Origin of the sequence: Parvibaculum sp. (assembly GCF_039680535.1) — a bacterium.
Taxonomy (GTDB): Bacteria; Pseudomonadota; Alphaproteobacteria; order Parvibaculales; family Parvibaculaceae; genus Parvibaculum.
Genome location: NZ_JBDKSS010000013.1, coordinates 593,736 through 609,173 on the forward strand (window position 1 = coordinate 593,736; position 15,438 = coordinate 609,173).

The 15,438-nt window shown below is 63.1% G+C and carries 13 protein-coding genes; 8 read left to right on the plus strand and 5 right to left on the minus strand.

Annotation, left to right across the window (positions count from 1 at the left end):
• Positions 1-10: 10 nt before the first annotated feature.
• Together ABFC66_RS09885 and ABFC66_RS09890 are read right to left on the minus strand one after the other, a co-directional pair.
• Positions 11-2,266, minus strand: coding sequence for an adenylate/guanylate cyclase domain-containing protein (locus tag ABFC66_RS09885; protein WP_346740779.1), 2,256 nt, complete (start codon positions 2,264-2,266; stop codon positions 11-13).
• Positions 2,267-2,353: 87 nt separating this feature from the next.
• Positions 2,354-3,277 carry a LysR family transcriptional regulator gene (locus ABFC66_RS09890; RefSeq protein ID WP_346740780.1) on the minus strand — a complete coding sequence of 308 codons (924 nt, stop codon included), beginning with the start codon at positions 3,275-3,277 and terminating at the stop codon, positions 2,354-2,356.
• An 85-nt stretch (positions 3,278-3,362) separates the two neighbouring features.
• Here ABFC66_RS09890 and ABFC66_RS09895 point away from each other — a divergent pair, with 85 nt between their 5' ends.
• The 8 genes from ABFC66_RS09895 (at position 3,363) to ABFC66_RS09930 (ending at position 12,748) form a co-directional block, all read left to right on the plus strand.
• Positions 3,363-4,862: a CoA-acylating methylmalonate-semialdehyde dehydrogenase gene (locus tag ABFC66_RS09895; protein WP_346740781.1), complete on the plus strand. Its 1,500-nt coding sequence runs from the start codon at positions 3,363-3,365 to the stop codon at positions 4,860-4,862.
• Between the two features lie 115 nt (positions 4,863-4,977).
• Positions 4,978-6,114 (plus strand): isobutyryl-CoA dehydrogenase, encoded by a 1,137-nt coding sequence (locus tag ABFC66_RS09900; protein ID WP_346740782.1) that lies wholly within the window; start codon positions 4,978-4,980, stop codon positions 6,112-6,114.
• Positions 6,115-6,119: 5 nt separating this feature from the next.
• Positions 6,120-7,160, plus strand: a complete 1,041-nt coding sequence (locus ABFC66_RS09905; RefSeq protein WP_346740783.1) for an enoyl-CoA hydratase/isomerase family protein — start codon at positions 6,120-6,122, stop codon at positions 7,158-7,160.
• Between the two features lie 13 nt (positions 7,161-7,173).
• Positions 7,174-8,064, plus strand: coding sequence for a 3-hydroxyisobutyrate dehydrogenase (gene mmsB, locus ABFC66_RS09910; RefSeq protein ID WP_346740784.1), 891 nt, complete (start codon positions 7,174-7,176; stop codon positions 8,062-8,064).
• Between the two features lie 25 nt (positions 8,065-8,089).
• A complete protein-coding gene (locus ABFC66_RS09915) occupies positions 8,090-8,863 on the plus strand; it encodes an enoyl-CoA hydratase (RefSeq protein ID WP_346740785.1) in 774 nt (257 codons plus the stop codon).
• 34 nt (positions 8,864-8,897) lie between these two features.
• Positions 8,898-10,844 (plus strand): acetoacetate--CoA ligase, encoded by a 1,947-nt coding sequence (locus tag ABFC66_RS09920; RefSeq protein WP_346740920.1) that lies wholly within the window; start codon positions 8,898-8,900, stop codon positions 10,842-10,844.
• 13 nt (positions 10,845-10,857) lie between these two features.
• Positions 10,858-11,556, plus strand: coding sequence for a fumarylacetoacetate hydrolase family protein (locus ABFC66_RS09925; protein ID WP_346740786.1), 699 nt, complete (start codon positions 10,858-10,860; stop codon positions 11,554-11,556).
• Between the two features lie 25 nt (positions 11,557-11,581).
• Positions 11,582-12,748, plus strand: a complete 1,167-nt coding sequence (locus ABFC66_RS09930) for an acyl-CoA dehydrogenase family protein (protein WP_346740787.1) — start codon at positions 11,582-11,584, stop codon at positions 12,746-12,748.
• 9 nt (positions 12,749-12,757) lie between these two features.
• On the opposite strand, the gene pstB is transcribed toward ABFC66_RS09930, so the two are convergent.
• From pstB to pstC, 3 genes are read right to left on the minus strand one after another with little or no spacing between them, the layout of a single operon-like run.
• The gene (pstB, locus tag ABFC66_RS09935) at positions 12,758-13,537 is read right to left on the minus strand and encodes a phosphate ABC transporter ATP-binding protein PstB (protein ID WP_346740921.1); all 780 of its coding nucleotides are present in this window, start codon (positions 13,535-13,537) and stop codon (positions 12,758-12,760) included.
• 32 nt (positions 13,538-13,569) lie between these two features.
• Entirely contained in the window at positions 13,570-14,412 is an 843-nt protein-coding gene (gene pstA / locus ABFC66_RS09940; protein WP_346740788.1) for a phosphate ABC transporter permease PstA, read from the minus strand.
• On the minus strand, positions 14,409-15,389 hold the full coding sequence (gene pstC, locus ABFC66_RS09945) for a phosphate ABC transporter permease subunit PstC (protein WP_346740789.1): 981 nt from the start codon (positions 15,387-15,389) through the stop codon (positions 14,409-14,411). Before pstC ends, pstA begins: the two co-directional genes overlap by 4 nt.
• Positions 15,390-15,438 lie beyond the last annotated feature (49 nt).

Here is a 15,438-nt window from a genome sequence, read left to right on the forward strand (position 1 = left end):
ATACGGCGAACTACTTTTCCGTCGCAATGAAGGACCCATCCCAATCGACGGGAGGAGGCGCAAGACGGAACTCTGCGATACGCTCCTCTAAAAGATTGTAAAGGGTTTCGAGGGCGACGACGCCCTTGGCGCGGCAAAGGCCGATAGCGGCCTTGGCCCCATCCCAGTCGCGGTTACGGTATTTCGCCAGCATTGCCATATGGTCGGCAACGAGGTTGTCATAGAGGTCCGGGCTGCAGCCGAGCGTATCGAGCATCGTATAGAGCCGCGACGGCTTCGTGCGGCCCTTGACCTGTACGAGGTCGAGTTCGAGGAAGGCCATATCGGGGCATTTGGAAGCAGCCGCTTCGCTGACGATCGTTGTGACGCCGTAGAACTTGGACAGTCCTTCGAGACGCGATGAGACGTTCACTTCGTCGCCGATGGCCGAATAGTCGAAGCGTTGCGTCGAGCCGAGATTGCCGACGCAGCAAATGCCCGTGTTGACGCCCACGCCGACGCGAACCTCCTTGAACGGACGGTTCAGGCGATCTGCCTCCGCCTTCCATCCCGCATTGAGCGGACCCATTGCCGCCGCGATCGCGCGTGCCGTCTCGCAGGCATGCCGGGCATGTTCCGCATCGTCCAGCGGCGCGTTCCAGAAGGCCATGATGGCGTCGCCCATATATTTGTCGACCGTGCCTCCACTGGCGAGAACGATGTCGGTCAGCGGGGTCAGCAATTCATTGATGAAGCGCGTAAGCTCCGTTGCGGTCAGGCCTTCCGAAATCGTGGTGAAGCTGCGCACGTCGCAGAAGAGAAGGGTCAGCTCGCGCTCCTCGCCGCCCAGAACCAGCTTTTCGGGATGGGCGATAAGCTCCTGCACGACGGCGGGCGAAACATATTGGCCGAAGGCGCGGCGCACTTCGGCGCGTTGCTGCTCGGTGCGGCGATAGAGATAGGCGGTGCCCCAGGCGACGATGAGAAAGAGGCAGAGGGCCGGATAAAGCGGGTCGAAAAGCAGCCCGACCTTCACGAAGGCGAACCAGCCGCCGATGGGCAGCGCGGCGATGATGGCAAGTGAAATCGGCGCAGCTACGAGCGCGGAGGTCCTCAGCATCAGCGTGGCGATGCCGATAGCGAGAACGGTGAAGATGGCGAGTTCGATCGACAACGCATAATCGGGGCGGGTGAGGAATTTGCCCGTCAGGATATGCTCGAGAATCTGCGCATGAACCTCGACGCCGGGCACGCCCTGCGCAAGCGGCGTGGCGCGAAGGTCGATGAGGCCTGCGGCGCTGGTGCCGATGAAGATAATGCGCCCGGATATGTCGTCCGGATTGACCTCGCCGGAGATCACGCGCCATGCGGGAATATAGGTTTCCGGATGCGAGGGCCGGTATTTGAGCCAGACGGCGCCATCGGGATCGGTTGGGACTTCGAATTGCCCGATACGGACATGGTTCAGGCCCGTCGCCTGGCCGAAGGCCGTCTCGCCGCTCGCATTCGACGACTTGAGAACGAAGGTACTGGCCCCCTGTGCGACGCGCAAGGCCTCGGCTGCGAGCGACGGAATGATCTCGCCGTCCTTGGCGAACATCAGCGGCACGCGGCGCACCACCTCGTCACGGTCCGGGATCCAGTTGACGGAACCCAGTCCCTGCGCACCGGCATCCATCTGGGGAAGGTTGTCGACCGCGCCCGTGAAGGTCTGAAGGAAGGGGCGCGGGTCGTCACCGGCGATGGCGAAGCCCGCCTTCGATTTGAGTCCCGGGGCGCTTTGCGTGTGGTTCAGTGTTACCGCGAGCACGGTTGGCGAGCGCGCGATGCTCGCGGCGAATATGTCGTCATTGCCTTGCAGCGGGCCGGTTGCGGCGATGAGTGCGTCCGCGGCCTTCTTCGGCAGGCCGGCAGCAATCCGGTCGAGCGAGGTGCGGTCAGGCTCGGCGAACATGACGTCGAAGGCAACAGTCGCGGCGCCGTCCTCGGCGAGCTTGTCGCGCAACTTCGCCATGACGGTGCGAGGCCATGGCCACTGGCCATAGCGCTTGAGCGATGCTTCGTCGATGTCGACGATACGCACGGGCAGGCTGGGGTCATATTTGGCGGGCGCAATCTTCTGATAGCCGTCAAAGGCGATGAAGCGCAGCGCCTTCACCGGAAAGGGGTCGCTGACACGCAGGAAGATCGCGCCGACAATGAAAAGGGTGACGGTCGCAATGTACACAGACGGAAGCTGGGCCAGCCAGTTGAGGCCTCGCTTCAGCGTATCGACGTAGCCAGCCATATAGTTTCAGAACCCCCGAAAGATTTCCGGAGCATAGTGGAACATCGCCAGCCGAGGTAGTGGCCTTTGCGAGGCCCCGGGCATCGCTCAGGCCGCCTGCTCGCCCATCAGGAGCGCATGCTGCGCCGCCGTGGTCGCCAGCAGGAATTCGGAAACCGCCTTCACGCGCGCGAAGTTTCGCATCTCCTCATGCACGGCGAGCCAGAATGTCCTCTCGAGACGGATATGATCCGGAAGCACGCGCACCAGGCTTTTTTCCTGATCGCCGATGAAACATGGCAGCACGCAAAGGCCGGCGCCCGCCTTCGTCGCCTGATATTGACCGACGATGCTCGAACTCCGGAGCGTCGGCGAGAGCGTGCCCGGCAGCTCGTTCAGGTAGCGCAGCTTCGGCGAATAGATGAGGTCGTCCACATAGGAAACGACCCTGTGGCCCGCCAGATCGGAAGGCGTGCGGATCGGCGGCACGCCACGCAGATAGCTCTTCGAGGCATAGAGCATCAGGGCGTAGTTGCTGAGCTTTTGCGCGACGAGGCGGCCGGCGGTCGGGCGGGCGAGCAGGATTGCCATGTCGGCTTCCCGCTTCGATACGCTTAGGAAGCCGCTTGAAGCCACCAGGTCTATTTCCAGGTCCGGGTGCTGGCGGCTGAGTTCGACAAGCGCAGGCGCAATGATGAAGGTGCCGAAACCCTCCGTGGCGCTGATGCGGACGGTGCCGCGTGCCGCGCCGCCTGTGCCCTTGATGGCCTCCAGCGCCTGAAGGCTCGCATCCTCCATCTGTTCCGCATGGGCGGCGAGCACCTGTCCCATGGGCGTGAGCCGAAGTCCCTGCGGCACCCTCTCGAAGAGTGCGGTGCCGATTTCGCGCTCGAATCCGCGCAGGCGGCGGCCTAGTGTCGTCGGGTCGATCTTCAGGCGCAGCGCCGCGTCGGCCAGCGTCGAATGGCGCGTCGTTTCGAGAAAAAGCCGCAGATTTTCCCAATCCAGCGGCATGCGATTTTGCAGCTTCATGCTGCATTTATACCAGTTTTCATGCGCAAGCGCAGTCGGTAAACAAGGCACTCAGCATCAAAAGTTGGAAGGGTTGGAACAAGCGATGGTCAAGGAACTCACGCATTTCATTGGCGGCAAGCATGTGAAGGGCACCAGCGGCCGCTTCCTGGACGTCACCAACCCGAACACGGGCGAGATCACGGCCCGCACCCCGCTCGCGACGACCGCCGAGCTGCGCGCCGCCGTCGAAGTCGCGGCGAAGGCTTTCCCCGGCTGGGCGGCGACGAACCCGCAGCGCCGCGCCCGCGTCATGTTCGAATTCAAGCGTCTGCTCGAAGCGAACATGCAGGAGCTGGCCGAGCTTCTTTCCTCCGAGCATGGCAAGGTGATTGCCGACTCCAAGGGCGACATTCAGCGCGGTCTTGAAGTCATCGAATTCGCCTGCGGTATCCCGCATCTCCAGAAGGGCGAGTTCACGGAAGGCGCCGGCCCCGGCATCGACATGTATTCGATGCGCCAGCCGCTCGGCGTTGTGGCCGGCATCACGCCCTTCAACTTCCCGGCCATGATCCCGATGTGGATGTTCGGCGTGGCGATTGCCTGCGGCAACACCTTCATCCTGAAGCCCTCCGAGAAGGACCCGTCGGTGCCGCTGCGCCTTGCGGAACTCCTGCTTGAGGCCGGTGCGCCCGAAGGTGTGCTCAACGTCGTCAATGGCGACAAGGAAGCGGTCGACGCGATCCTCACCGATCCGACCATCCCGGCCGTCAGCTTCGTCGGCTCGTCGGCGATTGCGCAGTACATCTATGCGACCGGTGCGGCGCATGGAAAGCGCGTGCAGGCCATGGGCGGCGCGAAGAACCACGCGATCATCATGCCGGATGCCGACATGGATCAGGTCGTCAACGATCTCATCGGCTCGGCCTATGGCTCGGCGGGCGAACGCTGCATGGCGCTGCCCGTAGCGGTGCCGGTTGGCGACGAGACGGCGGAACGCCTCATCGAGAAGCTCGTGCCGCGCGTTCAGGCCCTCAAGATCGGCATTTCGACGGCAGCCGACAGCGACTACGGCCCGCTCGTCACCCAGGCCCATCTCGACAAGGTGAAGGGCTACATCGACCTCGCCACCAAGGAAGGCGCGAAGCTCCTGGTCGACGGCCGCGGCTTCAAGCTGCAGGGCTACGAGAAGGGCTTCTTCCTCGGCGGAACGCTCTTCGATCATGTGACGCCCGACATGACGACCTACCAGGAGGAGATCTTCGGCCCGGTACTCCAGATCGTGCGCGCGAAGAACTTCGACGAGGCCGCCGAGCTGCCGACGAAGCACCAGTATGGCAATGGCGTCGCGATCTTCACGCGCGACGGCGACGCGGCGCGCACTTTCGCCTCGCGGGTTCAGGTCGGCATGGTCGGCATCAACGTGCCGATCCCGGTACCGCTCGCCTATCACTCCTTCGGCGGCTGGAAGCGTTCGGCCTTTGGCGACACCAACCAGCACGGCACCGAGGGCGTGAAGTTCTGGACCAAGGTGAAGACGGTGACGTCGCGTTGGCCGTCGGGTGTCAAGGAAGGTTCGTCCTTCGTCATTCCGACCATGGGGTGATTGAGGCATAGTCGGGACAAATCGCGGTCTGGCGGAGGGAGCCGGACCGCGATATCACCACGGGGAAATGAATACCCCCGCCCGGCGGGAACTGGTCACTTGAGGGAGTCACAAGATGTTCGAGCTGACGGAAGAGCAGCGCGCTTTCCAGGATGTGGCACGGTCTTTTGCTGCCGAGGAGCTTGAGCCTTACGCAGCGGAATGGGACCGGACGCACTTCTTCCCGGTGGAGGCGCTGCGTAAAGCGGCGGCGCTCGGTTTCGCAGGCATCTATGTGAAGGAGGATGTTGGCGGCTCCGCGCTGACGCGTCTCGACGCAGCGCTCATCTTCGAAGCGCTGTCGGCCGGCTGCACTTCCACGGCGGCTTACCTCACGATCCACAACATGGCGTCCTGGATGATCGACACATTCGGGTCGGAAGAGTTGCGGCAGAAATATCTTCCGCGCCTGACCACCATGGAGTTGATCGCAAGCTACTGCCTCACCGAGCCGGGATCGGGTTCGGATGCTGCGTCGCTGCGCACCCGTGCGGTCCGCGACGGCGACCACTATGTCATCAACGGCTCGAAGGCCTTCATCTCGGGTGGCGGCACGTCCGACATCTATGTCGCGATGGTGCGCACCGGCGAGGCGGGCCCGAAGGGCGTTTCCTGCATCGTCGTCGAGAAGGGCACGCCGGGCCTCTCCTTCGGCGCGCCCGAAAGGAAGATGGGCTGGAATTCGCAACCGACCGCGCAGGTGATCTTCGAGGATTGCCGCGTGCCCGTGTCGAACCGCGTCGGCGAAGAGGGCGAAGGCTTCAAGTTCGCGATGATGGGGCTCGATGGTGGCCGCCTCAACATTGCCGCCTGCGCAATCGGCACGGCGCGCGTGGCTTTCGAGCGCGCCAAGGCATATCTCTCTGAGCGGCAGCAATTCGGCAAGCCGCTGGCGGCCTTCCAGGCCTTGCAGTTCAAGCTTGCCGACATGGCCACTGAACTCGAAGCCGCGCGTCTTCTGCTCTATCAGGCGGCGACCAAGGTGCAGGCGAAGTCGCCGGACGCCACCATGCACGCGGCGATGGCGAAGCGCTTCGTCACCGATGTGAGCTTCCGCGTCGCCAACGAAGCGCTGCAGCTTCACGGCGGCTATGGCTATCTCAACGACTTCCCGCTCGAGCGTCATGTACGCGATCTGCGCGTACATCAGATCCTCGAAGGCACGAACGAGATCATGCGCGTCATCATTTCGCGCGAACTGCTGAAGAACTGATCGACATGTCTGAAGAAGCCGAAGTCCTGTTCGCGCGCAACGGCGTCGCGGGCATCATCACGCTCAATCGTCCGAAGGCGCTGAATGCGCTGACGCTCAACATGGTTCGTCTGATCCATCCGCAGCTCAAGGCCTGGGCGGCGGACGGCAGCGTGAAACTCGTCATTATCGAGGGCGCGGGAGAAAAAGCCTTCTGCGCCGGTGGCGACATCCGCGCGCTGCATGACTGGGGCAAGGCGAGCGATCCCTCTGCGCTCGCCTTCTGGCGAGAGGAATACCGCCTCAACACCTATATCAAGCGTTACCCCAAGCCATATGTCGCGCTGATGGACGGAATCGACATGGGCGGCGGCGTCGGCGTGTCGGTCAACGGCTCGCATCGCGTCGCAACGGAGAGGCTCACTTTCGCCATGCCCGAAACGGGCGTCGGCCTTTTCCCGGATGTCGGCGGCACTTACTTCCTGCCGCGTTGCCCCGGCGAGATCGGCATGTTCCTCGGGATTACGGGCGAACGGCTGAAGGTCGCGGATGCGGTCTATGCGGGCATTGCGGATGTTCACGTTCCGAGCGACAGGCTCGAAGCGTTGAAGGAACGTCTTGCCGGCGGCGAGTCAATCGATGTGGCGCTGCGTGAGCTTTCCGCGCCTGCGGGCGAAGCGCCGCTCGCACAGCACCGCGCTTCGATCGACAGGCACTTTTCGAAGGGCTCTGTGTCCGAAATCGTCGCCTCGCTGAAGGCTGATGGCGGCGAGTGGGAGGCGAAACTCGCGGCCAACATCCAGACGAAGTCGCCGACGAGCTGCCTTGTCGCCTATCGTCAGGTGCGCGAGGGCGCGCGGCTTTCGTTCGAAGAGGCGATGCAGCTCGAATACCGGCTCACCAATCGCTTCATCAAGGGGCACGATTTCTATGAGGGCGTGCGCGCCATCATCATCGACAAGGATCAGGCGCCGAAATGGAAGCCTGCGAAGCTCGACGATGTGACGACAGCGGAGATCGACGCTTATTTCGCGCCGCTCGAAGCCGGCGAACTGACATTCGAATAAGGGAAGAACGACAATGGCGAAGATCGGATTCATCGGCCTCGGAAACATGGGTGGGCCCATGGCGCGCAACCTCGTGAAGGCGGGGCATGCGCTGAAAGTCTTCGACCTTTCGGCGCAGGCTGTAGCCGGCCTCGTCGAGGCGGGCGCCGAAAAGGCGGCCACGGCTGCCGATGCCGCGAAGGGCGTCGAATTCGTCGTCACCATGTTGCCTGCGGGCGAGCATGTCCGCTCGGTCTATCTCGGCGAAGGCGGGCTCATCGCTGCCGCCGACAAGGGAACGGTATTCATCGACAGCTCGACCATCGACGTGCCTTCCGCGCGCGACGTGATCGCGGCCGCCGAAAGGGCCGGCATGTCGATGCTCGATGCGCCGGTCTCCGGCGGCGTCGGCGGAGCGGAGGCGGGCACGCTCACCTTCATGGTGGGGGGCAAGGAAGAAGCTTTCGCCAGGGCGAAGCCGATCATTGAAAAGATGGGCAAGAATATCTTTCACGCGGGCGCGGCTGGTAACGGACAGGTCGCCAAGGTCTGCAACAACATGATCCTCGGCATCTCGATGATCGCGGTGTCGGAAGCATTCGCGCTGGGCGAGAAGCTCGGCCTCGATGCGCAGAAGCTTTTCGATATTTCCTCGACCGCTTCCGGTCAGTGCTGGTCGATGACGTCTTATTGCCCCGTGCCGGGCCCTGTGCCGACCTCGCCCGCCAATCGCGATTACAAGCCGGGCTTTACGGCTGGCATGATGCTGAAGGATCTTCGCCTGGCGCAGGATGCTTCCAAGACCGCCCGCGTCCCCACGCCGCTCGGCGCGCAGGCCGCGCAGATCTACGCGCTGATGGAAGCGTCGGGCCATGATGCGATAGACTTCTCCGGCGTCATAAAGCTCATCAAGGGCCAGATTTAACCGCGATCTCCGGGAGACGACGAACATGGCATACGAAACCATCCTCACCGAGACGCGGGGCCGCGTCGCCACCATCACGCTCAACCGGCCGCAGGCGCTCAATGCGCTCAACGCGACGGTGATGAATGAGGTGGTTGCGGCGGCCAAGGGCTTCGACGCGGATGCCGGCATTGGCTGCATCGTCATCACCGGCTCGGCCAAGGCCTTCGCCGCAGGCGCCGACATCAAGGAAATGGCCGAGCGCAACGCGACCGAGATGTATCTCGCCGACTGGTTTGCGCCCTGGGAGGAGCTGACCCGCGTGCGCAAGCCGATCATTGCGGCGGTCGCGGGCTTCGCGCTGGGTGGCGGCTGCGAGCTTGCCATGATGTGCGACTTCATTCTCGCGGCCGACAGCGCGAAATTCGGCCAGCCGGAAGTGAAGCTGGGCGTCATTCCCGGCATGGGCGGCTCGCAGCGCCTCACCCGTGCGGTGGGGAAGGCGAAGGCCATGGAAATGTGTCTGACGGGCCGCTTCATGGATGCCGAGGAGGCGGAGCGGTCCGGCCTCGTCGCACGTGTGGTGCCTGCCGACAAATTGCTGGAGGAGGCGGCAAAGCTTGCCGAGACGATTGCAGGAATGTCTCTGCCCGCTACGATAGCGATCAAGGAAAGCGTCAACCGCAGTTTTGAGGTGACGCTGGCCGAAGGCGTCCGCTTCGAGCGCCGAGTCTTCCATTCCGGTTTCGCAAATGCGGACCAGAAGGAAGGCATGGCGGCCTTCATTGAAAAGCGCGCACCAAATTTCAAGCACACGTGATCGGACTGCGGTTCGGAAAGGGCCACAAGTGACTATTGCTGAAGCACCGCTCTGGACTCCGTCGCCCGCTCGCGTTGCGGCCACCAATCTCACCGGCTTCGCCGCGCATCTGACTGCGCGCCACGGGGCGCATTTTGCCGATTACGCGGCGCTGCATCAGTGGTCGATAGACCATCCGGAAGCTTTCTGGGACGCGGTGTGGGATTTCTGCGGCGTGGTCGGCGAGAAGGGCGCGCGCTTCATCGCCGATGGCGACAAGATGCCGGGCGCGAAGTTCTTCCCCGACGCGAAGCTCAATTTCGCGGAGAACCTGCTTACGCATGAAGGCGATGGGCCCGCCTTGCTCTTCAACAACGAAGGCGTCGCGTCTGCACCCATAAGCTGGGCGGAGCTCAAGTCGCGTGTCGCGCGGTTTGCGTCCGTGTTGCGTCGCTGGGGCGTCGAGCCGGGCGACCGCGTCGCGGCCTTCATGCCCAATTGCCCCGATACGATCGTCGCCATGCTCGCGGCATCGAGCCTCGGCGCGGTCTTCTCGTCATGCTCGCCGGACTTTGGCGTGCGCGGCGTGCTCGACCGCTTCGGGCAGATTGCGCCCAGGGTGCTCGTCGCCTGCGACGGTTATCGCTATGCCGGCAAGGTGCTACCGAGCCACGAAAAGCTCGCCGAGATCATCGATGGCTTGCCGAGCCTCGAACATGTCGCCATCGTGCCCTTCATTGGCGAAGGGCCGAAGGATCTCGCCAAGGCGGAAGACTTCGAGTCGCTGGTCGCGAATGTTCCCGTCGCGCCGCTGAGCTTCATGCGGCTTCCCTTCGCGCATCCGCTCTACATCATGTATTCGAGCGGCACGACCGGCGTTCCCAAATGCATCGTGCATTCGGCGGGCGGCACGCTGCTCCAGCATCTGAAGGAGCACAAGCTTTCCTGCGACGAGAAGCCTGGCGACGTGCTCTTCTACTTCACGACCTGCGGCTGGATGATGTGGAACTGGCTCGTCTCGGGCCTCGCTTCCGGCGCGACGCTCGCCCTTTACGATGGCTCGCCTTTCCATCCGTCGGAGCTCGTTCTCTTCGATTACATCGATGCCGCGAAGATCAGGATTTTCGGAACCTCCGCGAAGTTCATTGATGCTGTGAAGAAGTCGGGCTTCAAGCCGCGCGAGACGCATTCGCTCGTGAGCATGGAAGCGATCCTCTCCACCGGGTCGCCGCTGGTGTCAGAGAGTTTCGATTTCGTCTATCAGGACATCAAGGCGGACGTGCAGCTCGCCTCGATCTCGGGCGGCACGGACATTCTCTCCTGCTTCGTCGGCGGGTCGCCCTGGGACCCGGTCTGGCGCGGTGAGATTCAGGCCAAGGGCCTCGGCATGGCGACGAATGTCTGGGACGACGACGGCAAGCCCGTGATCGGCGTGAAGGGCGAGCTGGTCTGCACAAAGCCCTTTCCCTCCATGCCCATCTGCTTCTGGAACGATCCGGACGGCGCCAAATATCGCGCCGCCTATTTCGAGCGGTTTCCCGGCGTGTGGTGTCATGGCGACTTTGCCGAAATCACGGAGCATGGTGGCTTCATCATTCATGGCCGCTCCGACGCGACGCTCAATCCTGGCGGCGTGCGGATCGGCACGGCGGAAATCTACGCGCAGGTGGAGCAGCTCCCGGAAATTCAGGAAGCAATTGCCATCGGTCAGGATTGGGAGGGGGATGCGCGCGTCATCCTCTTCGTGGTGATGAAGCAGGGCGCCGCGCTCGACGACGCGCTTCAGGCGAAGATCCGCAAGAAAATCCGTGAGGGCGCTTCGCCGCGGCATGTGCCTGCGAAGATCGTCGCCGTCGCCGACATTCCTCGTACCAAGTCCGGCAAGATCACGGAACTTGCCGTGCGCGATGTTGTGCATGGCCGTCCGATCAAGAACAAGGAAGCGCTGGCCAACCCAGAAGCGCTCGACCTCTTCATCGATATTGTCGAGTTGAAGTCCTGACAGGAGGGCTGAGTTGTCCCGCTACCTCTTCACGCCGCCGGCTCCGGTAGCCGCCCCCATTCGTGGGCGGGACGAACTCTTTCCCATTCATCGCATCTTCTGCGTCGGGCGGAACTATGCGGCCCATGCGCGCGAGATGGGTGCGGAACCGGATCGCGAGGCGCCGTTCTATTTCAACAAATCCGCGCATCACTACGTGCCGAGCGGCAGCACGATTCCCTATGCGTCCGAAACCGCGAACTTCCAGTACGAGATGGAGCTCGTGGTCGCCATCGGAACGGGCGGCTTTCGCATCGCCGCCGCTGACGCGCTCGACCATGTGTTCGGCTATGCCTGTGGCCTCGACATGACGCGGCGCGACATTCAATTCGCGCTGCGCGAGAAGCAGCGCCCCTGGGATCTCGCCAAGGATTTCGAGAATGCGGCGGTGCTTTCCGAGATCGTGCCGGCAAGCATCACGGGCCATCCCGGAAAAGGCCTCGTCCGGTTGAAGCTCAATGGCGAGGTGAAGCAGAGCGGGGATCTCTCCGATCTCATCCATCCCGTGCCTGCCTTGATCGCGCATTTGTCGCGCTTCTATCATCTGCAACCGGGAGATATCATCTATACGGGCACGCCTGAAGGTGTGGGGCCGGTGAAGCCCGGCGACAGGCTTGAGGGCATGGTCGAAGGCGTGGGGAACATCGCGCTCGCCATAGGTCCCGCAGAATAACTCCGCCGGCGGGGAGGCCGGGTTCATGGATTTCTCGCTTACGCCCGACCAGCAACAGATCCGCGACGCGATCTTCAAGCTCTGCGAACCCTTCGACGACGACTACTGGTTGAAGAAGGACAAGGAGGGCGGCTTCCCCGAAGAATTCTATAAGGCCGTGGCCGATCAGGGCTGGCTCGGCATTGCGATGCCCGAACAGGTTGGCGGTGCGGGGCTTGGCATCACCGAAGCTGCGTTGATGATGCAGGCGATTTCGGAATCAGGCGGCGGCATGAGCGGCGCGTCGTCCGTGCATCTCAATATCTTCGGTCTCAACCCCGTCGTCGTCTTCGGCACCGAGGAACAGAAATCTCGGATGCTGCCGCCATTGATCCGCGGCGAGGACAAGGCCTGCTTCGCGGTGACGGAGCCCGACGCCGGTCTCAACACGACAGGCCTCAAGACCTTCGCGGAGCGGAAAGGCGACCGTTACATCGTGCGCGGGCAGAAGATCTGGATCACGACCGCGCAGGTCGCGACCAAGATGCTGCTGCTCGCCCGCACCACGCCCTATGACGAGCTGACGAAGAAGACCGACGGTCTCAGCCTGTTTTATACGAATTTTGATCGCTCCAGGGTCGAGGCGCGGGAAATTCCGAAGATGGGCCGCTCGGCAGTCGACTCGAACATGCTCTTTTTTGATGGGCTCGAAGTCCCGATCGAGGATCGCATCGGCGCGGAAGGAAGGGGCTTCCAGCAGATTCTTCATGGGCTCAACCCGGAGCGCATCCTGATCGCGGCGGAAGCGATCGGTCTCGGCCGCGCGGCGCTCAGAAAGGCTTCAGCCTATGCGCGGGAGCGTGTCGTCTTCGGTCGGCCCATCGGCCAGAACCAGGGCATCCAGCATCCGCTGGCGAAATGCTGGGCGGAACTCGAAGCGGCGAACCTGATGACTTTCAAGGCAGCCTCGCTTTACGACAAGGGTGAGGAATGCGGAGCCGAAGCGAATGCCGCGAAGTATCTCGCGGCCGAAGCTGCCTTCCATGCCTGTGAGACAGCGATCCTGACGCATGGCGGAATGGGCTATGCGAAGGAATATCACGTCGAGCGTTACATGCGCGAAAGCTGGATTCCGCGCATCGCGCCGGTGAGCATGCAGCTCATCCTCAGCTTCATCGCGGAAAAGGTACTGGGCCAGCCGAAATCCTACTGACCGCTTCTCCTAGCCGAAGCGGCCCGTCACGTAGTCGCGTGTGCGGATGTTGGACGGATTGGTGAAGATTTTTTCCGACGTGTCGAACTCGACGAGTTCGCCCAGATACATGAAGGCGGTGTAGTCCGACGCGCGGGCCGCCTGCTGCATGTTATGCGTCACGATGACGATGCAGAACTCCTCGCGCAGCTTTTCGATCAGCTCCTCGAGCTTCGCCGTCGAGATGGGGTCGAGGGCGGAGGCCGGTTCGTCCATCAGCAGGATTTCCGGGCGCACGGCGACGGCGCGCGCGATGCAGAGGCGCTGCTGCTGACCGCCGGAAAGGCCCGTGCCCAACTGGTGCAGCTTGTCCTTCACCTCGTCCCACAGGGCGGCCTGCGACAGCGCCCAATGCACACGTTCGTCCATATCGGCGCGCGAAAGCTTGTCGTAGAGACGGATTCCGAACGCGACATTCTCATAGATCGACATGGGGAAGGGCGTCGGCTTCTGGAATACCATGCCGATCTTGGTCCGCAGCTTCGTCAGGTCGAGATTGGGATCGAGGATGTTGTCGCCGTCGACCATCACCTCGCCCGTCGCGCGCTGGCCGGGATACATTTCATAGATGCGGTTGAGCACGCGCAGCAGCGTGGATTTTCCGCAGCCCGACGGGCCGATGAAGGCCGTGACGCGGCGATCGGGGATCGAGATGTTGATGCCCTTCAGCGCCTCGTATTGCCCGTAATAGAAGCGGAGGTCGCGGACGCCGATCTTCTCGACGTGCTGTTCGCCATCCGGATGGTGCAGGGCGCCTGCGAGAGACGGGGTGTGCAACTGGGTCACGAACGGCCTGTCCTTTTTCTTGTCAGTAGGCGGGCGAAGATGTTGAGCGCAAGCACCGTCGCCGTGATGAGAAGCGCGCCGCCCCATGCGAGCTGGCGCCAGTCTGCATAGGGGCTCATCGCGAACTGGAAGATGACGACGGGCAGGTTTGCCATCGGCGCGTTGAGATCGGCGCTCCAGAATTGATTGTTGAGCGCGGTGAAGAGGAGCGGAGCGGTCTCGCCCGAAATGCGGGCGACGGCGAGCAGTACGCCCGTCAGAATGCCCTGGAACGCCGCGCGGTAGCTGACCTTGGCAATGATCTTCCACTTTGGCGAGCCAAGCGCGGCGGCGGCTTCGCGCAGCGCGTCGGGTACGAGGCCGAGCATGTCCTCGGTGGTACGCACGATGATCGGAATGGCGATGATCGCCAGCGCGACGACGCCCGCAAGGGCCGAGAAGTGCCCCATCTGCACGACGACGATGCCGTAGACAAAGAGGCCGATGATGATGGAGGGCGCGCTCAGCAGCACGTCGTTCACAAAGCGCACCACATGGGCAAGCCGGCTCGCGCGGCCGTATTCCGAAATATAGGTTCCAGCCATGACGCCGATGGGTGTCGCAGCGAGGATTGCGAGCCCGGTCATGACAGCGCTGCCGAAGATGGCGTTCAGCAGGCCGCCCTTGCTCCCGGGCGGAGGCGTGCTCTCGGTAAAGAGCGAGGGCGTGAGCGCTGCGAGGCCATTGCTGAGCAGGGTCCACAGAATTGCGCCGAGAATGAAGAGAACGATCGCCGTCACGGCAAGCGCGATCGTGGTCATGATGATGTCGGTGAGGCGGCGGCTTTGCACGCGTGTCATTTGCCGCCTCCTGCCTTCGCGACTTCCGTGCGGAGCAGCAGGCGCCGGCCGGCGGCCAGCACCAGGAACGTCAGGAGGAAGAGAACGAGGCCGAGCGCGATGAGCGCCGAGGTGTAGGTGTCGCTGACAGCTTCCGTGAACTCGTTGGCAAGAGCGGCCGAGATCGTGGTCGCCGGATCGAACAGCGACTTCGGCAGACGATGTGCGTTGCCGATGACGAAGGTGACGGCCATGGTTTCGCCGAGCGCGCGGCCGAGGCCGAGCATGATCGCGCCCACCACGCCGGTGCGGCAATAGGGCAATACGACCTTCCAGACGACTTCCCACCGCGTCGCGCCCAGCCCATATGCGCTTTCGCGAAGCACAGCAGGCACGGTTTCGAAGACGTCGCGCATCACGGCGGTCATGAAGGGCAGGATCATCAGTCCGAGAATGAGGCCGGCGAGCAGGATGCCGATGCCGATGGGCGTGCCCGAGAAGAGCTGGCCGATCAGCGGAATGGGGCCAAGCCATGTCGCGAGCGCCGGCTCGATCGTCGTCTGGAAGAAAGGAGCCGCGACGAAGAGGCCCCAGATGCCATAGATGATGCTCGGCACGGCGGCGAGAAGCTCGACCGCGGTGCTGAGCGGCGTTCTGAGCCTGTAGGGGCAGAGTTCAGTGAGGAAGAAGGCGACGGCAAAGCTCGCCGGTACGCCGACCAGCATGGCCACGGCGGAGGTCGCCAACGTGCCGACCAGCGGCACGAGCGCGCCATATTCGTCGGTAACCGGATTCCACTTGGCGGTGATGAGAAAGTCGAAGCCGAAAAGCTTCAGCGCCGGCGCAGCGCCCTGGACGAGAACGACGATGACGCCGCCCAGCATCAGCAGGACCAGAGCCGTGAAGCTCCAGGTCAGCCAGCGGAAGAAGATATCCGCCAGCCGCCCATTGCGAATACGGCGGATACGCATTGCTTCGGCGTCGTCTATCAGCGCCATGTCGGGGGGATCTCCGGGTTCGCGGAAGAGGCGAGGCCTCTTCCGCGCC